Annotated in this window: 22 protein-coding genes; 16 read left to right on the top strand and 6 right to left on the bottom strand. The window is 73.1% G+C overall.

The features are described from left to right. Positions 1-53: 53 nt before the first annotated feature. The 4 genes from ACFYPH_RS20430 to ACFYPH_RS20445 are packed head-to-tail and all read right to left on the bottom strand — an operon-like array spanning position 54 to position 2,402. Positions 54-788: an ABC transporter ATP-binding protein gene (locus ACFYPH_RS20430; protein WP_355066859.1), complete on the bottom strand. Its 735-nt coding sequence runs from the start codon at positions 786-788 to the stop codon at positions 54-56. Then, on the bottom strand, positions 785-1,387 hold the full coding sequence (locus ACFYPH_RS20435) for a PadR family transcriptional regulator (RefSeq protein ID WP_355066858.1): 603 nt from the start codon (positions 1,385-1,387) through the stop codon (positions 785-787). Before ACFYPH_RS20435 ends, ACFYPH_RS20430 begins: the two co-directional genes overlap by 4 nt. Positions 1,388-1,440: 53 nt before the next feature. Further along, positions 1,441-1,878 (bottom strand): ferritin-like domain-containing protein, encoded by a 438-nt coding sequence (locus ACFYPH_RS20440; protein ID WP_387183828.1) that lies wholly within the window; start codon positions 1,876-1,878, stop codon positions 1,441-1,443. After that, positions 1,875-2,402 carry a hypothetical protein gene (locus tag ACFYPH_RS20445; protein WP_387184213.1) on the bottom strand — a complete coding sequence of 176 codons (528 nt, stop codon included), beginning with the start codon at positions 2,400-2,402 and terminating at the stop codon, positions 1,875-1,877. Before ACFYPH_RS20445 ends, ACFYPH_RS20440 begins: the two co-directional genes overlap by 4 nt. A gap of 154 nt (positions 2,403-2,556) precedes the next feature. Here ACFYPH_RS20445 and rimP point away from each other — a divergent pair, with 154 nt between their 5' ends. The 10 genes from rimP to ACFYPH_RS20495 all read left to right on the top strand — a co-directional run bounded on the left by rimP (position 2,557) and on the right by ACFYPH_RS20495 (position 12,348). Beyond that, positions 2,557-3,273, top strand: coding sequence for a ribosome maturation factor RimP (rimP, locus tag ACFYPH_RS20450; RefSeq protein ID WP_363939714.1), 717 nt, complete (start codon positions 2,557-2,559; stop codon positions 3,271-3,273). Further along, the gene (gene nusA, locus ACFYPH_RS20455; RefSeq protein ID WP_354857652.1) at positions 3,270-4,313 is read left to right on the top strand and encodes a transcription termination factor NusA; all 1,044 of its coding nucleotides are present in this window, start codon (positions 3,270-3,272) and stop codon (positions 4,311-4,313) included. The genes rimP and nusA overlap by 4 nt, the downstream gene beginning before the upstream one ends. 16 nt (positions 4,314-4,329) lie before the next feature. Continuing rightward, entirely contained in the window at positions 4,330-4,662 is a 333-nt protein-coding gene (locus ACFYPH_RS20460; RefSeq protein WP_266251254.1) for a YlxR family protein, read from the top strand. 93 nt (positions 4,663-4,755) lie between these two features. Continuing rightward, complete coding sequence (gene infB, locus ACFYPH_RS20465; protein ID WP_354857655.1) at positions 4,756-7,770, top strand: translation initiation factor IF-2; 3,015 nt, start codon at positions 4,756-4,758, stop codon at positions 7,768-7,770. Between the two features lie 90 nt (positions 7,771-7,860). Beyond that, positions 7,861-8,157 carry a DUF503 domain-containing protein gene (locus ACFYPH_RS20470; protein WP_234588255.1) on the top strand — a complete coding sequence of 99 codons (297 nt, stop codon included), beginning with the start codon at positions 7,861-7,863 and terminating at the stop codon, positions 8,155-8,157. A gap of 128 nt (positions 8,158-8,285) precedes the next feature. Next, entirely contained in the window at positions 8,286-8,777 is a 492-nt protein-coding gene (gene rbfA, locus ACFYPH_RS20475) for a 30S ribosome-binding factor RbfA (RefSeq protein WP_387183833.1), read from the top strand. Next, on the top strand, positions 8,774-9,832 hold the full coding sequence (locus ACFYPH_RS20480) for a bifunctional oligoribonuclease/PAP phosphatase NrnA (RefSeq protein WP_387183836.1): 1,059 nt from the start codon (positions 8,774-8,776) through the stop codon (positions 9,830-9,832). The genes rbfA and ACFYPH_RS20480 overlap by 4 nt, the downstream gene beginning before the upstream one ends. A 127-nt stretch (positions 9,833-9,959) precedes the next feature. Beyond that, positions 9,960-10,367: a hypothetical protein gene (locus tag ACFYPH_RS20485; RefSeq protein ID WP_354857662.1), complete on the top strand. Its 408-nt coding sequence runs from the start codon at positions 9,960-9,962 to the stop codon at positions 10,365-10,367. Next, positions 10,367-10,576 carry a DUF6186 family protein gene (locus tag ACFYPH_RS20490; protein ID WP_234588302.1) on the top strand — a complete coding sequence of 70 codons (210 nt, stop codon included), beginning with the start codon at positions 10,367-10,369 and terminating at the stop codon, positions 10,574-10,576. Before ACFYPH_RS20485 ends, ACFYPH_RS20490 begins: the two co-directional genes overlap by 1 nt. Positions 10,577-11,025: 449 nt before the next feature. Beyond that, positions 11,026-12,348 carry an MATE family efflux transporter gene (locus ACFYPH_RS20495; RefSeq protein ID WP_387183839.1) on the top strand — a complete coding sequence of 441 codons (1,323 nt, stop codon included), beginning with the start codon at positions 11,026-11,028 and terminating at the stop codon, positions 12,346-12,348. 15 nt (positions 12,349-12,363) lie between these two features. Here the strand turns inward: ACFYPH_RS20495 and ACFYPH_RS20500 are convergent, their stop codons facing one another. After that, positions 12,364-13,380: a hypothetical protein gene (locus ACFYPH_RS20500; RefSeq protein ID WP_387183842.1), complete on the bottom strand. Its 1,017-nt coding sequence runs from the start codon at positions 13,378-13,380 to the stop codon at positions 12,364-12,366. A gap of 188 nt (positions 13,381-13,568) precedes the next feature. Here ACFYPH_RS20500 and truB point away from each other — a divergent pair, with 188 nt between their 5' ends. The 6 genes from truB to dapB all read left to right on the top strand — a co-directional run bounded on the left by truB (position 13,569) and on the right by dapB (position 20,839). Next, positions 13,569-14,453: a tRNA pseudouridine(55) synthase TruB gene (truB, locus tag ACFYPH_RS20505; RefSeq protein ID WP_355066854.1), complete on the top strand. Its 885-nt coding sequence runs from the start codon at positions 13,569-13,571 to the stop codon at positions 14,451-14,453. A gap of 76 nt (positions 14,454-14,529) precedes the next feature. Beyond that, a complete protein-coding gene (locus ACFYPH_RS20510) occupies positions 14,530-15,459 on the top strand; it encodes a bifunctional riboflavin kinase/FAD synthetase (protein WP_355066853.1) in 930 nt (309 codons plus the stop codon). A gap of 190 nt (positions 15,460-15,649) precedes the next feature. Further along, positions 15,650-15,919, top strand: coding sequence for a 30S ribosomal protein S15 (gene rpsO, locus ACFYPH_RS20515; RefSeq protein WP_007456699.1), 270 nt, complete (start codon positions 15,650-15,652; stop codon positions 15,917-15,919). 226 nt (positions 15,920-16,145) lie between these two features. Next, positions 16,146-18,545, top strand: a complete 2,400-nt coding sequence (locus tag ACFYPH_RS20520) for a polyribonucleotide nucleotidyltransferase (protein WP_354857674.1) — start codon at positions 16,146-16,148, stop codon at positions 18,543-18,545. A gap of 47 nt (positions 18,546-18,592) precedes the next feature. Further along, a complete protein-coding gene (locus tag ACFYPH_RS20525) occupies positions 18,593-19,990 on the top strand; it encodes a pitrilysin family protein (protein WP_354857676.1) in 1,398 nt (465 codons plus the stop codon). Positions 19,991-20,086: 96 nt separating this feature from the next. Next, positions 20,087-20,839 carry a 4-hydroxy-tetrahydrodipicolinate reductase gene (gene dapB / locus ACFYPH_RS20530; protein WP_355066852.1) on the top strand — a complete coding sequence of 251 codons (753 nt, stop codon included), beginning with the start codon at positions 20,087-20,089 and terminating at the stop codon, positions 20,837-20,839. 81 nt (positions 20,840-20,920) lie between these two features. Here the strand turns inward: dapB and ACFYPH_RS20535 are convergent, their stop codons facing one another. Then, complete coding sequence (locus tag ACFYPH_RS20535) at positions 20,921-23,056, bottom strand: glycogen debranching N-terminal domain-containing protein (protein WP_387183849.1); 2,136 nt, start codon at positions 23,054-23,056, stop codon at positions 20,921-20,923. Positions 23,057-23,098 lie beyond the last annotated feature (42 nt).

A 23,098-nucleotide genomic window follows, 5' to 3' on the forward strand; every position in this document is an offset into this window, starting at 1 on the left:
TCCGACCGCCGGGGGATCGACGCGGCGGCGTGCCAGCGGCGTCCGGCGCAGGGTCAACGGTCGCTGCCGGACAGCAGTTGCTCGACGCTGCCCAGCGGGGCCGTCGTGTCGACCAGCACGCCGTCGCGCAGGAACACCACCCGGTCGGCCCAGCCGGCGTGGCGCGCTTCGTGGGTGACGAGGATGCCGGCGGCGCCCGCGTCGACCCGGCGGCGCAGCAGGTGCAGCACCGCCTCGCCGGTCTGCGAGTCCAGCGCCCCGGTGGGTTCGTCGGCGAGCACCAGCCGCCGCTCGCCGACCAGCGCGCGGGCGATCGCCACCCGCTGCTGCTGACCACCGGAGAGCTGGTCCGGGAAGCGGTCACCCAGCGCCGGCAGGCCCACCTCGGTCAACGCGGCCAGAGCCGCCGCACGGGCCCGCCGGCCGCCGACGCCGTCGAGCTCCAGCGGGAGCGCGACGTTCTCCAACGCGCTCAGGCTGGCCAGCAGGTTGAGCTGCTGGAAGATGTAACCGATGCGGCGGCGGCGCAGCTGGGCCAGCCCGCGGCGATCCAACGCCCCGAGCGGCTGGCCCTCGACCCGGACGTCGCCGCGGGTCGGGCGGTCCAGCCCACCGGCGAGGGCCAGCAGCGTCGACTTGCCCGAACCGGACGGGCCCATCACGGCGACCAGCTCGCCCGGCCGGACGACCAGGCTGACACCGCGCAGCGCGTGGACCGCCGCCGGGCCGGACCCGTGGGTGCGGTGGACGGCGCGCAGCTCCAGCACCGCGTCGTCCGTTCCGCTCACCGTCGCGCCTCCTCGTCGGCCCACCGCGCGCCGTCGGACGCCCCGGGGTCGGGCGGCCGGGTCGGGGGTGGCGTCGGCCCGTTGGGCTGGAGCCGGACCAGACTGGTCTCGCAGTGGTCCAGCCACCGCACCTCAGCTTCGGCCTGGAACACCATCGAGTCCAGCACCAGTCGCCACGGCAGGTCCTCCGGGCGGTCGCTGCCGTACTTCAACCGGGTCAACTCCTGCAACGTGCGCATGGTCGCGCTGCGCTGGGCCTGCACCACCGAGCGGACGTCCACTCCGGGGGTGGTGAGCGCCAGGGCCAGTTTGATCGCCAGCTCGTCGCGGGGGCGGTCGGTGCGGCTGATCGGGGTGGCGAACCACAGCGCGAGGTCCGCCCGACCGGCGTCGGTGATCTCGTACGGGCGCTGCCCGGCCTCGCTCTCCGGCAGCGGGCGCACCAGACCGTCCCGTTCCAGCCGGGACAGCGTGGTGTAGACCTGCCCGATGTTCAGCGGCCAGGTCGAGCCGGTCGACTCCTCGAACGCGGCGCGCAGCTGGTAGCCGTACATCTGGCCGCGTTCGAGAAGGGCGAGCAGCCCGTGACGGATGGACATGGCAACGGAGTATGCATACCTGGTATGCGCTCCGCAACCGGAGTGGACCAGGTTCAGGTCGGGCGGCCGGGAAATGCGACAGTCGCCGGGGTCACCCCTGCGGTCTTGCGCCACCGCGCGGCCCGTACGGCGTACTCGACCAGGGCGGCCAGCGCCTGGTCGCGGTCCGGGCCCGTGGTGGACGCCAACGCGGCCCGCCAGTGCGCCGCGGTGCGCTCCTCCACCTCGACGGCCAGCCGCAACGCGCTCGCCCGGTCGATGACGGGAAACGGCAGCGCGTACCCGGCCCGGCCCGGTGGAACGGTGCCGCCGGTGGTGCTGAGCTGCACGACCAGCCCGTCGCGCCGTCGTCGGTGTGCGGCCTCCGCCTGGTGTGCGGCCTCGCGTGCCGCCCCGGTGAGCCGGACGCCGATCCGCCCGTAGGCGTAGATGGCCGCGTACTCGGCGGAGAGGGCGGCGGCGAGCGCCTCCCCGGAGGTGGGCTGCCTCACTTCAGTGCCTCCTGGTGGGTGGCCCGCGCGGCGGCGATCGACCCGAGCAGCGCCGCCCGCTCGGCGGGCGCCGCCGCGCAGGCCGCGGTGGCGGACTGCTGTGCGGTCTTCTCCCGCGCGCGCAGGGCGGCCAGCGCGCCGGCCGGCTCGGTCGCCGCGGTGGCGCTCGGGTCGGCGGCGGGTGTGGACGGGAGAGCGAGGCCGATCACCCGGGCCAGCTCGGTGGCGTGCGCGGTGTGTGTCTCGGCGATGGGGCCGAGGCGGTCGGCCAGCTCCGGGTGGGCGGCGGCGCTCGCCCGGTACGCGGCGGCCAGGCCCAGCGACTCGTCGACCATCGGGCGCAGCGGGTCCGGCGGTGGCGCCGGCTCGTCGTCGCGGTCGAAAAGATCACAGCCGGTCAGCGGCGCCGCTGCGCAGCCGAGCGCCAGCAGCGCCCCGACGCGCAGGAGGTTTCGCCGGTTATGTCCGGATACTTGGTCGCGCGGTGTCGTTCTGCCGATCCCCACCGAGCCAGTGAACACCATCCGGGCCGGTCCGGGGGCCATCGCCGTCGGTGCGCCGCCCGGTCCGCCGCCGGGCAGGCGCGTTACGCTCTGCGCAGCCACCGGCGCGTCCGCTCCGGTGGCGTGCCGGCATGGCGGGACGAGGGTCCCGGTCGACCAGGGAGAGGGTGCGCAGATGACGCAGCGTGGCCGTGCCACCAGGTCGACGGGTCGACCCCGCGACGGCGCGGGCTCCCGCGGTCCGCGCGACGGCGCCGCCCCGCGCGGCGGCGGTGATCTCGCGGCACGGCGTACCCGGCTGCGGACCGTGATCGAGCCGGTGGTCAACGGCGTGGGCTACGACCTGGAGGACCTGTCGGTCTCCCGGGCCGGCCGCCGGCACGTGGTGCGGGTGATCGTGGACGCCGACGGCGGCATCGACCTGGACGCCGTCGCGGACGTCTCCCGCGCGGTCTCGGCCGCCCTGGACGCCGCCGAGGAGACCGGCGGCGACATTCTCGCCGGGGAATACCAGCTCGAGGTCAGCTCGCCGGGTGTGGACCGGCCGCTCACCCTACCCCGGCACTGGCGGCGCAACGTGGGCCGGCTGGTCAAGGTCACCGTCCGGGGCGCGGTCGCGCTGCCCGGCCAGCGCGGCGAGCAGCCCTCCGGGGACCGCCAGCTGACCGGCCGGGTGGTCGGGGCCGACGACGAGGGCGTGCGGCTGGAGACCGACGACGGCCAGACCCTGTGGGCGTACGCCCAGCTGGGCCCGGGCCGCGTGCAGGTCGAGTTCACCCGCCTCGCCGAGCTGGGTGAGCCGGACGAGTTCGACGACGCGGACGAGACCGACGAGAACGACGATTCAGACGACATCGACGACGAAGATGATGTGGAGGACGAGGAGAGGTGAACATCGACCTCGCGGCGCTGCGCGCACTCGAGCGCGAGCGGGAGATCCCGTTCGACACGATTCTCGCGGCGATCGAGACCGCGTTGCTGACCGCCTACCGGCACACCGACGGCGCCGAGCCGCACGCCCGGGTGGAGATCGACCGCAAGTCCGGCGCGGCCCTGGTGTACGCGCAGGAGATGGACGACGACGGTTCCCTGGTGCGTGAGTGGGACGACACGCCGCACGACTTCGGGCGGATCGCCGCGATGACCGCCAAACAGGTGATCCTCCAGCGTCTGCGGGAGGCCACCGACGAGGTGCACTTCGGCGAGTACGTGGGCCGCGAGGGTGACCTGGTCACCGGCGTGGTGCAGGCGCACGAGACCCGTACCGAGAAGGGCATCGTCAGCGTCGACCTGGGCAAGCTGGAGGGCGTGCTGCCGCAGTCCGAGCAGGTGCCCGGCGAGCGGTACGCGCACGGCGAGCGGATCCGGTGCGTGGTGGTGCACGTGGCCAAGGGCATGCGCGGGCCGCAGATCACCCTGTCCCGGTCGCACCCGGCCCTGGTCAAGAAGCTGTTCGCGCTGGAGGTCCCGGAGATCGCCGACGGCACGGTCGAGATCGGCGCGATCGCCCGTGAGGCAGGTCACCGTACGAAGATCGCCGTCCGTTCCACCACCCCCGGGGTGAACGCCAAGGGCGCCTGCATCGGCCCGATGGGCCAGCGGGTGCGCGCGGTGATGAGCGAGCTGCACGGTGAGAAGATCGACATCATCGACTGGTCGGACGACCCGGCCACCTTCGTCGGTAACGCGTTGTCGCCGGCCAAGGCGCTGCGCGTCGAGGTGGTGGACCTGGCCGGTCGGGCCGCCCGGGTGACCGTCCCGGATTTCCAGCTCTCGCTCGCCATCGGCCGCGAGGGGCAGAATGCCCGACTCGCTGCCCGGTTGACCGGTTGGCGGATCGACATCCGGTCCGACGCGGAGCAGACCGCCCCGGCCGCGCGCGGCGCGGCCGAGCATGTGCCGGAGCCGGGCGGCGCGATCTCGGGCAGCTAGGGGTAGACTTCCTCCAGTGGTACGACGCGCGCAGCCGGAGCGCACCTGTGTGGGTTGCCGGCAACGTGCGCCGGCCAGCGAATTGCTGCGGGTCGTCGCGATCGGGGACGAGGCTGGTCACAGCCTCCGGCCTGATCCGCGCCGCAGGCTGCCGGGTCGGGGAGCGAACATGCACCCGGATCCGGCCTGCTTCGCGCTGGCGGTGCGGCGCCGAGCCTTCGGGCGAGCGCTGCGCATCACCGAGGTCCTCGACCACGGTGTGCTGGCAGAGCACGTCGATGCGCCAACCACTACGTCCGGTCAGCCCGACCGGGCGAGGGTCGCTAGCAGGGTAGGACGACCGACATGAGCACACGATGAAGTCCCTGAAATGACCAGGCTTCAAGTGCACGAGTGAGGTCGCTGCGGGTGCTGCCCGCACGACCTCGGAGTGAGGAGTGCAGTGGCAGGCAAGGCCCGCGTACACGAGCTTGCAAAAGAGCTCGGGGTCGAGAGTAAGACCGTTCTCGCCAAGCTGAAGGAAATGGGCGAGTTCGTCAAGTCCGCGTCCAGCACGGTCGAGGCGCCCGTCGCCCGACGGCTGCGTAACGCATTCGTCGCGTCGTCCGGTGCTCCGGCGCCGGCCGCCCCGTCGGCGCCCGCGCCGACGCCGGCTTCGACGCCGACCCCGACGCCGTCTCCGACCCCGGGCGCCCCCCGGGTCTCGGCGAAGCCGATGCCGCCTCGGCGGCCGGCCGCGCCGGCACCCGGTCCGAAGCCCAAGGGTCCGGTGCCCGGTGCGCCGCAGTCCGCGGCCCCGGTCGCCAAGCCGGCGAGTGCCCACGACATCGAGGTGGCGGCCGCGGAGGCGCGTGCCGCCGCGCTGAAGGCTGAGCAGGAGGCCGCGGTCAAGGCCGCGCAGGCCGCCCGCCAGCAGCAGCGGGAAAACCCCGTTCGCCGGGAGCCTCCGGCAGACGGCAACCGCCCCGGTCCGCGGCCGGGTCCGGCCGCGATGCCGCCCCGTCCCGGTTCGCCGGCCGCTCGGCCGAGCACGCCGGCGCCGGGTCCCGGTGCCCGACCGGGCGGTCGTCCGCCGGCGCGCGGCGCCGGTAACAACCCGTTCGGCATCCAGGGTGGCCAGCAGCAGCGGCCGCCGGCCGCGGGTGCGGGTGGCCCCCGGCCCAACAGCCCGGCGGGTATGCCGCCGCGGCCGAGCCCGAACTCCATGCCGCCGCGGCCCAGCCCGGCGTCCATGCCGAGTCAGCGTCCGGCTGCCGGTCGTCCCGGCCCGGGTGGCGCCGGTCGTCCCGGTGGCGGCGCGGGTCGCCCCGGTGGCGGTGGCGGCGGTTTCCGTGGTGGTCCCGGCGGCGGCGCCGGTGGTGGCGGCGGTTACCGCGGCGGCCCCGGTGGTGGCGCGGGTGCCGGCGGTGGCGGTGGCTACCGTGGCGGTCCCGGCGGCGGTGGCGGTGCTCCCGGCGGTGGTTTCCGTCCGGGCGCTCCCTCGGGCGGCGGCGGTCGTCCGGGTGCCGGCGGTCGTGGCCGTGGCGGCGGCGCCGCGGGTGCCTTCGGGCGTCCGGGTGGCCGGCCGACGCGTGGCCGCAAGTCCAAGAAGCAGCGCAGACAGGAGTTCGACAACCTGTCGGCTCCGACCATGAGCTCGGGTGCTCCCCGGGGTCAGGGTCAGGTCGTCCGGCTCTCCCGTGGCGCCTCGCTGTCGGACTTCGCCGACAGGATCAACGCCAACCCGGGTTCGCTGGTCCAGGAGATGTTCAACCTGGGCGAGATGGTCACCGCGACCCAGTCCTGCTCTGACGACACCCTGCAGCTGCTGGGTGAGCACCTCGGCTTCGAGGTGCAGATCGTCAGCCCGGAGGACGAGGACCGCGAGCTGCTCGCGCAGTTCAACATCGACCTCGACGCGGAGGTGGCCGAGGAGCGTCTGGTCAGTCGTGCGCCGGTCGTGACCGTCATGGGTCACGTCGACCACGGTAAGACCAAGCTGCTCGACGCGATCCGTAAGGCGAACGTCGTGGCCGGCGAGGCCGGTGGCATCACCCAGCACATCGGTGCCTACCAGGTCCACGTCCCGCACGAGGGCGAGGACCGCGCGGTGACCTTCATCGACACCCCGGGTCACGAGGCGTTCACCGCCATGCGTGCCCGTGGTGCCCAGGTGACGGACGTCGTGATCCTGGTGGTCGCGGCCGACGACGGCGTGATGCCGCAGACCATCGAGGCGTTGAACCACGCCAAGGCGGCCGACGTGCCGATCGTGGTCGCGGTCAACAAGGTCGACAAGCCGGAGGCCAACCCGGACAAGGTCCGCCAGCAGCTGACCGAGTACGGCCTGGTCGCCGAGGAGTACGGCGGCGACACCATGTTCGTCAACGTGGCCGCGAAGCCGGGCATCGGCATCGAGGAACTGCTCGAGGCTGTCCTGCTGACCGCCGACGCGTCGCTGGAGCTGACCGCTCCGATCGACGGGCCGGCGCAGGGTGTGGCGATCGAGGCGCACCTGGACAAGGGTCGCGGTGCGGTGGCGACGGTGCTCGTGCAGAAGGGCACCCTGCGGGCGGGCGACTCGATCGTCGCCGGTGGGGCGCACGGCCGGGTCCGGGCCATGCTCGACGAGAACGGCAACCAGCTCACCGAGGCCGGTCCGGCGCGTCCGGTCATGGTGCTGGGTCTGACCGCGCCTCCCGGCGCGGGCGACACGTTCCTCGCCGCGGCGGACGACCGTACGGTGCGGCAGATCGCCGAGCAGCGGCAGGCACGGCGGCGGGCGGCGTCCTTCGCCAACTCCCGTGGTCGGGCCACTCTTGAGACGCTCATGGAGCAGCTCAAGGAGGGCGAGAAGACGTCGCTCAACCTCATCCTCAAGGGTGATGTCTCCGGTTCGGTGGAGGCCCTGGAGGACGCGCTGTTCAACCTCGACATCCCCGAGGAGGTCCAGCTCAAGGTCCTCGACCGGGGCGTCGGCGCGATCACCGAGAGCAACGTCATGCTCGCGAGTGCCTCGTCGGAGCCGGTCACGATCATCGGCTTCAACGTGCGGGCCTCGAACAAGGTCCGCGAGATGGCCGACCGCGAGGGCGTGGAGATCCGGTACTACACGATCATCTACCAGGCCATCGAGGAGATCGAGGCAGCGCTCAAGGGCCTGCTCAAGCCGGAGTACGAGGAGGTCGAGCTGGGCAGCGCGGAGATCCGCGACGTCTTCCGCTCGTCCAAGATCGGCAACATCTCCGGTTGTATCGTCCGGTCGGGCATCATCCGGCGCAACGCGAAGGCGCGCCTGCTGCGGGACGGGGCGGTCGTGGCGGACAACCTCACGATCACCTCGCTCAAGCGGTTCAAGGATGACGCCACGGAGGTCCGCGAGGGCTTCGAGTGTGGTCTGACCCTGGGTGGTTACAACAACGTCCAGGTCGGCGACGTCATCGAGACCTTCGAGATGCGGGAGAAGGCTCGCGCCTGATCCGGCAGTGACACGCTGATCAAGGGGTTTACGCCAACCGGCGTAAACCCCTTGATCATGCGGGGCGGGTTGCCGGTATCGTCCGGGGCGATGTTCACCGGAAACGCGGTCTTCGACCTGCTGCTGCCGGGCGACTCCCGGTCGCTCAAAGCCAAGAGATCATATGTACGGCCGATCGTGGCGGCGCTGCGCCGCTTCGAGGTCTCGGCCGCCGAGGTGGGTGCGCTCGACCTGCACGGTCGAGCGGAGATAGCGGTGGCCGTGGTCGCCGCCGAAGCGGCGCACGTCCGCGAGGTGCTCGACTCCTGCGAGCGCCTGGTGGCCGCGCGTCCCGAGGTCGAGTTGTTGTCGGTCCGACGCCGGCTGTACGGCGTGGACGACGACTGAAACGGGGTGCCGGCGGTGCCGGGCGACCGGTGCCGCCGCGAAGGTAGTGTTCGAGATGTTGGCCGGTCGGGCCGGCGGCCCCCGGGTCGCCGGGTCGGCCGGGAGCAGGACGCCGTGGAGGTGGCGAGATGTCTGATCCGGCCAAGGTACGCCGGCACGCGGAACGGGTGCGTGAGCTGGTCGCGTCGGTGGTGCGGAGCCAGATCAAGGACCCGCGGCTCGGCATGATCACCATCACCGATGCCCGGATCACCGCTGACCTGCGCGACGCGACGGTCTTCTACACGGTCCTCGGCGACGCGGTGGCCCAGGCGGACACCGCGGCGGCTCTGGAGAGCGCCAAGGGGCTGCTGCGCAGCACGGTCGGCAAGGCGCTCGGGCTGCGGCACTCGCCGACGCTCACCTTCGTCCTGGACGACGTGCAGGACCAGGTCAAGCACATCGACGATCTGCTCGCCGCCGCCCGCAACGCCGACGCGGAGGTGCAGCGGCTGGCAGCCCGGGCGGAGTACGCGGGCGAGGCGCAGCCGTACCGGGTCGACGACGACGAGACCGACGACGACGAGGCCGACGTGGCCGCCGACGTCACGGAGATCCCCCGGGGTGGGGCAGCGCGGTGACGGGCGCCGCCGGTGCCCAACTCGTCGCGCCGGTCGACGCCGGCCCGGCCGAGGCGGACTGGGCCGCGGCCCAGGCGCTGATCCGCGCCGTCGGGCCGACCAGCCGGGTGCTGTTGATCTGCCATGTCAACCCGGACGGCGACGCGCTGGGCAGCATGCTCGGCTTCGGTCTGGGCCTGCGCCAGCTCGGCGTACACCGGTTGCAGGCGACCTTTCCCGGGCCGCCGGAGGTGCCCGAGCCGTTCCGGGGGCTGCCCGGCCTGGAGCTGCTGGTCCCGGCGAGCGCCGCGGACCCGGCTCCGGATCTGGTGATCTGTTTCGACGCGGCCAGCGAGTCGCGCCTCGGTGAGCTGGCCGGTCGGTTGTCGACGGCTCCTGCCGTGCTGGTGCTCGACCACCACGCCTCGAACCCGGGCTTCGGCACCGTCAACCTGGTCGACCCGCGGGCCGCCGCCACGTCGGTGGTGGCCGAGCAGCTGTTGGCGCGACTGGGCGTACCGCTGGATCGGGCCATCGCCGAGTGCCTGTACGTGGCGCTGACCACGGACACCGGCTCGTTCCGGTTCGAGGCGACCACTCCGGCGGTGCACCAGCTTGCCGCCCGGCTGCTGTCCACCGGCATCTCGCCCGGGGACATCTCCCGGCGGGTGTTCGACACCCGACCCTTCGGCGCGGTCCGTCTCTTCGGGGAGGTGCTCGGCCGTGCTCGGCTGGAGCCGGCCGCCGCCGACGGCCGGGGGCTGGTGTGGACCTTCGCCACCCTCGACGACCTGGCCCGCCACGACCAGCGCCCGTACGTCCTGGAGGCGCTGATCGACTCGGTGCGCTGCACCGCCGAGGCGGACGTGAGCTGCGTGCTGAAGCAGACCGCCCCCGACGAGTGGGCCGTGTCGATGCGGAGCAAGGGCGCGGTGAACGTCAGTCGCGTGGCGGTGGCGCTGGGCGGGGGTGGCCACACCTTCGCGGCCGGGTTCACCGGCCGGGGGACCGCCGAGCACGTCATCGAGGCGATCCGCGGCGAGCTGGCCGGGGCACTGATCACCGGCGACGCCTGACCGCTCCCGGGTCGTCCGGCGCAGCTGACCAGGCCCGTTCACGTTTCCGTCCGAGGCGGGAAGTTCAGGGTCAGCTCCGGGGGGTGTCGGTCTAGCCGCGCTCCGTGAGAACGGGAAGAATTGCGGGATGGAGCAGCCGCACGACCTCACCGTGGAGGCCCCCCGAGCCTGGGACCGGCCCGCCGTCTCCGTCCCGGTTCTCCTCTGCCTGTCCCTCGTTGGCGGCCGGTTCGCGTCGTTCTCCACCGAGGCCAATCTCTACACGCTCGGCACCGGCGGCGTGTTGATCTGGCTCGGTCTGAGCAACCGGGTGCCCCGGCGGCCGGCGCCGCGTCGGCTGGGCCCGGGAGCGGCCTGGTGGGCACTGCCGGTGGTGGTCTTCGGGGTCTTCGAGGGCGCGACCTTCGTGTTGGCCGTGGGCGACGACTTCCCCACCTTCTCCCGGTTGGCCGACCCCTTGCTGGAGGATCATCTGACCCGGTCGGCGGCCTGGTTCGCCTGGCTGGCCGCGTTCTGGGGGCTGGTGCGGCGATGATGCGGGCACTCGCGATCGGCGGTTTCCTCACCGCCCTGGCCCTGTTCGTCGGGGTCGAGTGGCTGGCCCGGCGGGAGGGATCCCGCATACCGACCCTGGGCGAGGTCTGCGCGTACGTGATGCGCTACGAGGTCGGTTCGGTGCCGGTGGGCAGGATCGGTCTGTTCGGGTTCTGGTGGTGGCTGGGCTGGCACTTCCTGGCCCGCTGAGCCGGGCTGCCACCGTCCAAATGGCGGGAACCGGGAGCAGCATGTGGACCTGAACGATAACTTGGGAGGCGGCCGGCATCACGTGGTGATGCAGGTCGTGGGCGGTGGTGCCACACCTCGCGCTGCCTCCCTCCAGGGTCGGACCGACCCGGGCTCACGCTGCCCAGTCGGCTGCTCCGGTAACCCCGGACCGCCGTGGGGCGCTCAGCACGACCGCCCGTGAGGGCTGCCGCGTGCCGGTGGCTCGCACCCTGGAAGGAGCGCCACCATGCCGAACAAGCCCAAGCCCGAGACCACCACCGACGACGCCCGCGAGCAGGCCCGCCGCGCACTGCAGACGTCGATGGACACCCGCCAGTGAGCCAGTCCTCCGGGCGGTGACGCCGCCGATGGAGTAAGTCCTCGGCGGGATTGCGATCCTTACCGTCGTCGTGCCAGGATCGGCGGCGATGAGCCACCCTGCCACCACCGACCGATCCGCCTCGCCACGCCGCATCGCCGGCCTCGCGTTGCCGGCCCTCGTCGTCCTCGCCGCCGAGCCGCTCTACGTGCTCGTCGACACGGCCGTCGTCGGTCACCTCGGTCGGGTGCCCCTGGCGGCGCTCGCCGTCGGCGGCACGGTGATGACGCTCACCGCCTGGCTCGGCACCGTCGTCGCGTACGGCACCACCGGGCGGTCGGCCCGCCGCTTCGGCGCCGGCGACCGGGCGGCGGCAGTGGCCGAGGGAGTCCAGTCGTCGTGGCTCGCGTTCGGCGTCGGGCTGCTGGTCGCGATCGGCATGCAGATCGGCGGGGGCGCGCTGGCGCGTAACCTCGCCGGAGGTCCCGGCGACGTGGCCGACGCCGCCGCCGGGTGGCTGCGGATCGCGGCGCTCGGCGCCCCCGGCCTGCTGCTCGCCGCCGCCGGCAACGGCTGGCTGCGCGGCGTGCAGGACACCCGGCGGCCGCTGTTCTTCGTGCTCGGCCCCAACCTGCTCTCCGCGCTGCTCTGCCCGCTGCTGGTCTATCCCGGTGGGCTCGGCCTGACCGGTTCGGCGGTCGCCAACGTGGTCGCCCAGACCATCGCCGGCGGGCTCTTCGCCGCGGCGCTGGTCGCCGAACGGGTCTCGCTGCGGCCCCGACCCCGGGTGATCCGCCAGCAACTCGTGCTCAGCCGGGACCTGCTGATCCGGGGCGTGGCGTTTCAGGCCAGCTTCCTCTCCGCGACGGCCGTCGCCGCCCGCTTCGGCGCCGCCGCCGTCGGCGCACACCAGATCGCCCTGCAACTCTGGTTCTTCACGGCGCTGGTGCTCGACGCCCTCGCCATCGCCGCGCAGTCCCTGGTCGGTGCCGCGCTCGGCGCCGGCGACGCGGCGGACGCCCGCGCGCTGGCCCGCCGGATCGGCCTGCTCGGCGGCGTCTGCGGCGTCGCCTTCGCGCTGCTCATCGCCGCCGGCGCCGGCGTCGTACCGTCCTGGTTCAGCTCCGACGAGCAGGTACGCGAGCAGGCCATGGTGGCCTGGCCGTGGTTCGTCGCCATGCAGCCCCTGGCCGGGGTGGTGTTCGCGCTCGACGGCGTGCTGATCGGCGCGGGCGACGTCCGCTACCTGCGCAACCTCACCATCGTGGCGGCGCTTGGCGGTTTCCTGCCGGCCATCTGGCTGGCGTACGGGCTCGACCTGGGGCTGGGCGGCATCTGGGCGGGGCTCACCCTCTTCGTGGCGATCCGGCTGGTCGCCCTGCTGCTGCGCCTGCGCAGCGGCGCCTGGGCCGTGGTCGGCGCGATCCGCTGACGGCCTGCCCCCGGCTCAGCAGTCCTCGCCGTCGCCGGGACGCCAACCCGGGTCGTAGATGTCCCCGGTCGGCGCGGTGTTCGGCAGGCCTACCTCGGGCGCGATCTCCAGGTCGATCCGGCCCTTGCGGATCGCCGCGCAGGTCGCGTTGAGCACCGTCACGTCGGCGCTGTCCACCCACAGCCCGGCCGAGCCCGCCCGCACGTCGTCGGGGTGCGGCACGTGCCAGACGACCTGGTCCCGGAGGGTGACGAGTTCGGCGCCCGGGGCGTACGCCTGCGGGCGGGGCAGGTCGAAGGAGTAGACCCAGATGAACCGGGTGGTGATCGCCAGCACCCGGATCCCGTCGCTGTCGGTCGTCGACCGGTACTCCACGGTGCCGCTGGCCCGGATGCCGTCGGCGAGGTCGAGGTTCGGGTCGGCGGCGCGGTCGACCCGGGTGGCGTAGTTCAGGTTCGTCCCCTGCGCGAAGTCCTTGCGCAGGTCGGCGCGGGCGTCCGGGGCCAGCAGGGCGAGGAACTGGTCCGGATCGCCGAAGAGCATGGACGGGTCGAGTCGGCTCTGGATCAACGCCCCCTTGACCTTCGCCAACGCGTCACCGACCTGCTTGGCGGTGAACGGCGCGGCAGCCTTGGCCGCCGGGAGCGTGATGGCCGCCGCGCCCACGGCGAACGTCTCTGCCGGCGTGCCGACGAACGGTCCGAGGCTGTTGCCGCTCTCGTCGACCGGCCGGGGCGGCGCCGTGGAGGAGCCCTGACCCAGCAGCGGCTCCCCGTCGTGGATCCGCTGCACGGCGCTGTACCCGCTCCAGGCCAGCACGGCCAGCAGCACCAGGGCGACCAGCCCGCCGACGCCGCCGAGCAGCTTGCCCGCGTGCTGCTCCCAGCCCAGCCGCAGCCGATCAGCGCCGGTCACGGGGGTTTCGGTCGCCGGCCCCCGCATCCAGTCCGGCACCCGGATGTCGTCGGTCTCGCTGGCGACCGCGTACGGGTCGGTGGTGTTCGGCGGGCTGGCGGGGTCTTCGCTGGTCATCGTGTAGTCCTGGTTCGGCGGGAACGGGCGTGTGATCTTCGCATTCGGCCGACGACGGCGCTGTCCCGTTCGGCGCGCCCAGCAGCAGCCGGCACCCGGGCGCCGCCGTGGCGACAGCGGGCCGGGGTCGGCCGGAGGGCGCCGGGCGACTCCGGTCGCCGAGAGGCTGTCTGGCAGGCTTGGGCGACGTGAGCACCGATGGTCTGATCGTGGTCGACAAGCCCGGCGGCATGACGTCGCACGACGTGGTGGCGCGGATCCGCCGGCTGGCGAAGACCCGCCGCGTCGGGCACGGCGGCACCCTCGACCCGATGGCCACCGGTGTCCTGGTGATCGGTGTGGGGCGGGCCACCCGACTGCTGACCTACGTGATCGGCGCGGGCAAGAGCTACACCGGCACGATCCGGCTCGGCCAGGCCACCGTCACCGACGACGCCGAGGGCGACGTGATCGCCAGCACCCCGGCCGGTCACGTCACCGACGAGGCCATCCGCGCCGCGCTGACGGCCCTGACCGGGGAGGTCGACCAGGTGCCGAGCGCGGTCAGCGCCATCAAGATCGACGGGCAGCGGGCGTACAAGCGGGTGCGCGACGGCGAGAGCGTCGAACTGCCGGCGCGGCGGGTCACCATCTCCCGGCTGGAGGTGCTGGCGATCCGCCGCACCGAGCCGGACGTGGTGGACGTGGACGTGGACGTCACCTGCTCCTCCGGCACGTACATCCGGGCCATCGCCCGGGACGCGGGCCTGGCGTTCGGCGTCGGTGGGCACCTCACCGCGCTGCGCCGGACCGCGGTGGGTGGCTTCACCCTCGCCGAGGCGGCCACGCTCGACGAGCTGGAGCAGCGCGCCCCGGCCGTGGTGAACCTGCCGCTGGACGCGGCGGCCGACCGGTTCTTCCCGCGCCGGGAGGCGACACCCGACGAGGCGAAGGTGCTCGGCCACGGCGGTCCGCTGGACCCCGCCGGCATCGCCGGGCCGTACGCCGTCTTCGGACCGACCGGCGGGCTGATCGCTATCGTCAGCGAGCGGGACGGGCGGGCCCGCGCGGAGATCGTGCTCGCCCCGGCCTGACGGCGGGACGAGGTCCGCCGGCTTCCGGCCGGCGGTGTCGACCCGCCGAACAGCGGGACAGCAGGAAAGGAACGGCATGCAGCGGTGGCGGGGGTACGACGCGGCGCCCGGCGGCTGGGGACGCTCGGTCGTCACCATCGGCGTCTTCGACGGCGTGCACAAGGGGCACCAGGCGACCATCGGGCACGCCGTGGCCCGGGCCCGGGAGTTGGGCGTGCAGTCGGTGGTGGTCACGTTCGACCCGCACCCGGCCGAGGTGGTCCGCCCGGGCTCGCACCCGGCCGTGCTCACCGAGCCGGCCCGCAAGGCGGAACTGATCGAGGCGCTCGGCGTGGACGTGCTCTGCGTGGTGCCGTTCACCCCGGAGTTCTCCCGGCTGCCGCCCGAGCAGTTCGTGCACGACATCCTGGTCGAGCACCTGCACGCGGCGCTGGTGGTGGTGGGCGGCAACTTCCGCTTCGGGCACCGCGCGGCCGGCGACGTGGCGCTGCTGGAGCGGCTGGGGAAGACCTTCGGCTTCGGGGTGGAGGGCGGCCCGCTGGTCGCCGCGGACGGCACGGTCTTCTCCTCCACGTACATCCGCTCCTGCGTCGACGCCGGTGACGTGGGCGCCGCGGCGGCCGCGCTGGGCCGCCCGCACCGGGTGGAGGGCGTGGTGGTCCGCGGTGACCAGCGCGGCCGGGTGCTGGGGTTCCCCACCGCGAACCTGCTCTGCCACCGGTACGCGGCGGTGCCCGCCGACGGGGTGTACGCCGCCCGCCTGATCCGTCGCGGTCAGTCCGAGCCGCTGATGTCCGCGGTGTCGGTCGGCACCAACCCGACCTTCTCCGGTCGGGAGCGGCGGGTGGAGGCGTACGCGCTGGATTTCGACGGCGACCTGTACGGCGAGCGGCTGGCCCTGGACTTCGTGGCGCACCTGCGCGGTCAGGTCCGCTACGACTCGATCGAGCCGTTGATCGCCCAGATCGAACAGGACGTCGCACGCACCCGGCGCGCTCTGAGCTGATCATCCACCGGGCCGCGCAGGCCCTTGGCCGGCTGTTACCCGTGGGTGCTGGTAGTCTTGCGGGGACGTCGGGTGACCGGCGTGGGGCCTCGCGTGCCTGCTCGACGCCGCGGGTGCGAGGTACCGGTCCGTTCCCGGTCCATCGGGACGACGGACACCTACTTGATCAACCCATCGAAACAGGGAGAACATGGCGCTCGACCAGGAAGCCAAGGCCAGCATCCGCGCGGAGTACGCGACCGCCGAGGGCGACACCGGTTCGCCGGAGGTCCAGGTCGCGGTCCTCACCAAGCGGATCGCCGAGCTGACCGAGCACCTGAAGGTGCACAAGCACGACCACCACAGCCGCCGTGGGCTGCTGCTGCTGGTCGGCCGTCGCCGTCGGCTGCTCAACTACGTCCAGAAGAAGGACATTGCCCGCTACCGGACGCTCATCGAGCGGCTCGGTCTGCGCCGGTGACGTGACGGGGGAGTGGCCCACCGGCCGCTCCCCCGATCGGCGTCCCACCTGAAGAACACGGGCCGCGCGACCAACCCGAGAGGGAGCCGGTCAGCGTACCGGTCTCCGGTAGTGGCCCCCGGGAACCCGGCAGTACGCCGGCCACCCGGGCGCTTCGATCGAAGACCGGCCGGCTGAGCAGCTCCCCGACGTCGCGGGCCCACGACGCGAAGGAGCACGACAGCACATGACCGAGACCAAACTCGGCACCGAATCCCGCACCGCCGTGATCGACAACGGGTCCTTCGGCACCCGCGAGATCACCTTCTCCACCGGTCGACTGGCTCGCCAGGCCGCCGGTTCCGTCATCGCCCAGCTGGGCGAGACGGTGGTCCTCTCCGCCACCACCGCCGGTAAGCACCCGAAGGAGCAGTTCGACTTCTTCCCGCTGACCGTCGACGTCGAGGAGCGGATGTACGCCGCGGGCCGCATCCCCGGCTCGTTCTTCCGCCGTGAGGGTCGGCCCAGCGAGGACGCGATCCTCACCTGCCGCCTGATCGACCGGCCGCTGCGCCCGTCCTTCGTGAAGGGCCTGCGCAACGAGGTCCAGGTCGTCGAGACCATCCTCGCGCTCGACCCGCAGCACCCGTACGACGTGGTGGCCATCAACGCGGCCTCGATGTCGACCAAGCTCTCCGGCCTGCCGTTCTCCGGCCCGATCGGCGCGACCCGGGTCGCCCACATCGACGGCCAGTGGGTCGCCTTCCCGACCCTGGAGGAGCTGGCCCGCGCCACCTTCGACATGGTCGTGGCCGGCCGCACCCTCGACGACGGCGACGTCGCGATCATGATGGTCGAGGCCGAGGCCACCCCGAACGCCGTCGCCCTCATCTCGGCCGGTGCCACCGCCCCGACCGAGGAGATCGTCGCCAGCGGCCTGGAGGCCGCCAAGCCGGCGATCCGTGAGCTGTGCCGCGCGCAGAGCGAGCTGGCCGAGGTCGCCGCCAAGCCGGTCACCGAGTTCCCGGTCTTCCTGGACTACCAGGACGACGTGTACGACGCGGTCGCCGACCTGGCCCGCGGCGAGGTGGCCGAGGCGGTCACCATCGCCGGCAAGGCGGACCGCGAGGAAGCCCTGGACCGGGTCAAGGCCCGGGTCGCCGAGGAGTTGGGCGCTCGGTTCGAGGGTCGGGAGAAGGAGCTCAGCGCCGCCTTCCGCTCGCTGACCAAGTCCGAGGTGCGCAACCGCGTGCTGCGCGAGCAGGTCCGCATGGACGGCCGCGGCCCGCGCGACATCCGGCCGCTGACCGCCGAGGTCGGCGTGCTGCCCCGGGTGCACGGTTCGGCGCTGTTCGAGCGCGGCGAGACCCAGATCCTGGGTGTCACCACGCTGAACATGCTCCGCATGGAGCAGATGGTGGACACGCTGTCCCCGGAGAACCGCAAGCGCTACATGCACAACTACAACTTCCCGCCGTACTCGACCGGTGAGACCGGCCGGGTCGGCTCGCCGAAGCGGCGCGAGATCGGCCACGGTGCGCTCGCCGAGCGTGCGCTGATCCCGGTGCTGCCGTCGCGCGAGGAGTTCCCGTACGCCATCCGGCAGGTCTCCGAGGCGCTCGGCTCCAACGGCTCCACCTCGATGGGCTCGGTCTGCGCGTCGACGCTCGGCCTGCTCTCCGCGGGTGTGCCGCTGAAGGCGCCGGTCGCCGGCATCGCCATGGGGCTCATCTCGGACGAGGTGGACGGCAAGACGCAGTACGTGACGCTTACCGACATCCTCGGCGCCGAGGACGCGTTCGGTGACATGGACTTCAAGGTCGCCGGCACGCCGGAGTTCGTTACCGCGCTGCAGCTCGACACCAAGCTCAACGGCATCCCGTCGGACGTGCTGGCCGCCGCGCTGCAGCAGGCGAACGAGGCCCGGCAGATCATCCTCGGTGTCATGCGGGCCGCGATCGAGGCTCCGGCCGAGATGTCGGACTACGCGCCGCGGGTCACCACCGTCAAGATCCCGGTGGACAAGATCGGCATGGTGATCGGCCCGAAGGGTCAGACCATCAACGCGATCCAGGACGAGACCGGCGCCGAGATCTCCATCGAGGACGACGGCACGATCTACGTTGGCGCCACCAACGGCCCGTCGGCCCAGGCGGCCGTCGACCGGATCAACGGGATCGCCAACCCGACGCTGCCCAAGCAGGGCGAGCGGTTCCTCGGCACGGTGGTCAAGACCGCCGCGTTCGGCGCGTTCATCTCGCTGCTGCCGGGCCGCGACGGCCTGCTGCACATCTCCAAGGTGGGCGACGGCAAGCGGGTCGAGCGCGTTGAGGACTTCCTCAACGTCGGTGACCGGGTCGAGGTCGAGATCGCGGACATCGACGCCCGCGGCAAGATCTACCTGGACAAGGTTCGCCCGGAGGGCGCCGAGGCTCCGGCCGCCGGTGAGGCCGCTGGCGGCGACCGACCGGCTGGTCGGGACCGGGGTGACCGGGGCCCGCGTGACCGCGGTGACCGTGAGCGTGGCGGCGACCGTGGCGGTCGTGGCCCGGAGCGCGGCGGCGAGGGCGGCAACGGCGGCAACGGCGGCGGCGAGGGTGGTGGCGAGGGCGGCGAGCGTCCGCGCCGCCGGACCCGGCACAGCTGACCACCAGCACCTGCAACACCCACCCCTCGTCGAACCGGGAGCAACACGTGAGTCGGGCCTTCAGTGCGCCGTTTCCACCGGATCGACGGGGGGTGGCTGCGTCCCGGGACAATGGGGCGGGCCGCTCCGGCGGCGCCGCCCGCGCGGTGACCCGGACGCTCAGCGACGACCCGCTGGGCGGCACGGTACGTCGTACCGTGCTGCCCAGCGGCCTGCGCGTGCTCACCGAGGCGATCCCGGCGATGCGCAGCGTGTCCTTCGGCATCTGGGTGGCGGTGGGTTCGCGGGACGAGACCCGTCCGCAGGCCGGTGCCGCGCACTTCCTGGAGCACCTGCTCTTCAAGGGCACCCACAAGCGCACCGCCTTGGAGATCTCCTCGCAGATCGAGGCGGTGGGTGGCGAGACGAACGCCTTCACGACGAAGGAATACACCTGCTACTACGCCCGCGTGCTGGACGAGGACCTGCCGCTGGCGATCGACGTGATGTGCGACCTGGTCGCCGACTCGCTGCTGGAGCCGGCCGACGTGGAGACCGAGCGTGGCGTGATCCTGGAGGAGATCGCCATGCACGACGACGAACCCGGTGACGAGGTGCACGACCTCTTCGCCCGGGCCGTCTACGGCGACCACCCGCTGGGCCGACTGATCTCCGGCACCGAGGAGACCGTCACGCCGATGACCCGCAAGCAGATCCAGTCCTTCTACCGGGGTCGCTACACCGCACCGCAGATCGTCATCGCCGCGGCCGGCAACCTCGACCACGCCGCGGTGGTCAAGCTGGTCCGGCAGGCCGTGCGCGGCACGCCACTGGACAGCGACCCGGCCGCACCGGCCGCACACCGCGCGGCCACTCCGGCGGTACGCACCAAGCCGGCCACCACACTGGTCGAGCCGAAGGAGACCGAGCAGGCGCACGTCCTGCTGGGCTGCCCCGGCATCGACCGCACCGACGACCGGCGCTTCGCCCTCGGGGTGCTCAACAACGTCCTCGGCGGGGGCATGTCCAGCCGCCTCTTCCAGGAGATCCGTGAGCAGCGCGGCCTGGCGTACTCGGTCTACTCCTACGCCAGCCAGTACGCCGACAGCGGCCTGTTCGCCGTCTACGCCGGCTGCGCGCCGGGCAAGGTGGACGAGGTGCTGGCCCTGACCCGCGCCGAGCTGGCCCGGGTGGCCGCCGACGGGTTGACCGAGGCCGAGGTGGCCCGGGGCAAGGGGATGAGCAAGGGCTCGTTCGTGCTCGGCCTGGAGGACACCGGCTCCCGGATGAGCAGGCTGGCCAAGGGTGAGCTGCTCTACGGCGACCTGATGCCGGTGGACGAGCTGCTCCGGCGGGTCGACGAGGTCAGCGTCGCGGACGTGAACACCCTCGCCGCCGAGCTGCTCAGCCGGCCGATGTCGCTGGCCGTGGTCGGCCCGTTCGGCGAGGGCGACTTCTCCGCCTGAGGCCCGTCGCCCGCAGGGCCGGGGGCACATCCCGGTCGGTGGAGCGGACCGGATCCGGCGGCGGTGGCACGTCCCGATTGGGATAGGTTGTGCCGCGTGACTGACGAGCAGGAGAAGACCCGCGTCGGCGTGTTCGGTGCCCGCGGCCGGATGGGCATCGAGGTCTGCAGGGCGGTCGACGCCGCCGACGACCTCGAACTGGTGGCGTCGATCGACCAGGGCGACAGCCGTTCCGCCGTCTCCGGTGCCGACGTGGTCGTCGACTTCACCACGCCGGACGTCGTCATGGACAATCTCAAGTGGTCCATCGAGCAGGGCATCAGCGCGGTGGTCGGCACGACCGGCTTCACCGAGCAGCGGCTGGAGCAGGTGCGCGGCTGGCTGGCCGAGAAGCCGGAGGTCGGCGTGGTCATCGCCCCGAACTTCGGCATCGGCGCGGTGCTGATGATGCAGTTCGCCGCGCGGGCCGCCCGGCACTTCGAGTCCGTCGAGATCATCGAGCAGCACCACCCGCGCAAGCTGGACGCCCCGAGCGGCACCGCCACGCACACCGCCCGGCAGATCGCCCAGGCTCGCGCCGAAGCCGGTCTCGGCCCGGTGCCGGACGCCACCAAGGACGAGGTGCCGGGTGCGCGCGGCGCCGACATCGACGGGGTACGCGTCCACGCGGTGCGCGCCACCGGCCTGGTCGCCCACCAGGAGGTGCTCTTCGGGGGCACCGGCGAGACGCTGACCATCCGCCACGACTCGTACGACCGGGTGTCCTTCATGCCCGGCGTGCTGCTGGCCGTCCGCGCGGTGCGCAACCGTCCCGGCCTCACGGTGAGCCTGGACCCCCTCCTCGGCTGACCCCGCCCCTCCTCGCAGATCTTGGACAGTTTCCGTCAGCTTCTGACGGAAACTGTCCAAGATCTCCCGCCGCAGCGCCCGCTATGCCGGGTGTTCCGCTGCGCGGCGTTGGGTGGGGAGGGTCGGGGTGAGCGGGGTGGGGAGGTTGGTGACCCTGGCCTCGCCAGAGCGGTCGACCTCGACCGTCACCGGGGTGTCGGCCACGCGGAGGCCCTTGACCGTGACGGCGCCCAGCTCCGCGCCGGCCAGCGGGGTCAGCCGGACCGTGCCGCCCGGCACGTCGGGGTAGAGGCCCGTCGCGGCCTGGAGCAGCAGCACCGCGCCCGCCGCGGCCCACGCCTGGGGCCGGCACGCCGCCGGGTACGGCACCGGGCGATCGAGCAGCGTCCGGTCGTCGCCGCCGTACAGCTCCGGCATCCGGTAGTCGAACGCCTCGGCCGCCGTGAGCAGCCCCTCGGCCAGGCCGAGCGCGGCGTCGCGGTGCCCCGCGCGGGCCAGCCCGGCGAGCACGATCGCGGTGTCGTGGGTCCAGATCGAACCGCAGTGGTACGACAGCGGGCTGAAGCCGGCGTCGTCGGTGGACATCGTCCGTAGTCCGAAGCCGCCGGCCAGCGTGTCAGTGGTGAGCAAGCGGGCGACCTGGGCCTCCTCGTCGACGGTGAGCAGGCCGGTGCCGAGCAGGTGACCGATGTTGCTGGTCAGCGAGTCGACGGGGCGCTTGTCCCGGTCGAGGGCCAGGGCGGGCTGCGGGCCGTACCGGCCGTCGACCCAGAAGGTGTCCCGGAACCGGCGGGCCAGCGTGGCGGCGCGCTCGCGCCAGTGGTCCCCACCGGGGCGGCCGAAGGCGTCCAGCAGGGCGGCGCCGTTCACCGCCGCCTCGTGCGCGTACCCCTGCACCTCGGCCAGCACGATGGGCGCGGTGGCCAGGGAGCCGTCGTGGAACCGTACGGCGTCGCCGGAGTCCTTCCAGCCCTGATTGGACAGCCCGTGGCCGGTGGTGTCGATGTACTCGACGAGGCCGTCGCCGTCGGGGTCGGCGTGCTCGCCGAGCCAGCGCAGGGCGGCCTCCAGGTGCGGCAGCAGTGGCTCGACCTGCTCGGCCGGCAGGCCCCAGCGCCACGCGTCGTGCAGCAGGTTGACCCAGAGCATGGTGGCGTCGACGGTGCCGTAGTAGGCCGGCGGGAGGCGCAGCCCGTTCCCGGGCAGCGCGAACTCCTGCCCGCGCAGCTCGTGCAGGATCTTGCCGGGGGCCTCCCCGGTGGCCGGGTCGACGCGGGTGCCCTGGCGGCGGGCGAGCACGCGCAGGGTGCCGGCGGCCAGGTCGGTGCCGAGCGGCAGCATCATCCGGGCGGCCCAGAGGCTGTCCCGGCCGAACAGGGTGAGGAACCAGGGGACGCCGGCGCCGAGGAAGACGTCCCCGGGCGCGCCGGTCTCGGCCAGGCGTAGCCCGCGCAGGTCGTCCAGGCTGCGGTCGAGGAAGCGGACCAGCCGTCGATCGTCGGCGGTCACCTCGGGTCGGGCCCACTCCGGTTCGCCGACCGGGCCGATCACCACGGCGCGCGGGTCCTCGACGGTCAGCTGCCAGCGCAGCACCGACTCGCCTCCGGGGGGCAGGTCGATCGGCCAGGCCAGCCGCGGCGCGGTGGCCCGTTCGTCGGCGGCGAGCACGTCGGCGTCGGGCGCGGTGACGGTGACGGTGATGCCGTCGGCCGACCAGGTGAGCAGGCCCGGCTGGCCGGTCTTGGCCTCCAGCGGCGCGGCGGCGCCACCGGACTTGACCACCTCGATGGGCGCCAGGTCGCAGCCGAGGTCGACGCTCACGGTGGCCCGTACGCCGACCGTGGCGGTGGAGACGATCCGCAGCTCCTCGGTGAGGCCGTTGCGAGTGGCCCGACGGAGCCGGTCGACGCGGACTGTGGGGTCGGGCGTGGGATCGCCGAGCCAGCGGGCCAGGCCCACGAAGCGGGCGCCGTGCGGGCCGTCCGCGCCGCGGGTCAGCCCCTCCAGCTCCTGGTCGTCGACCCGCAGTTCGGCCCGGGAGAGCACGCGGGCGTCGGCGTGGAAGACGCCCTGGACGCCGGTCGGGCGGATCTGCCCGGTCGCGTCCCCCAGCGCACTGGTCGGGGCGAGCACCACCGGAACCAACTCGTGCAGGAGGGGTTGCAGCTGGCGTTCGATCACGGCGCGGCTCCAGATCTCGGGGTGCGGGGCGGACATCTTGACAACGCGCCCCTGGCGGTGCAAAGTGCGAAACATTCC

The sequence above is a fragment of the Micromonospora sp. NPDC005252 genome (assembly GCF_042872475.1).
GTDB lineage: Bacteria > Actinomycetota > Actinomycetes > Mycobacteriales > Micromonosporaceae > Micromonospora.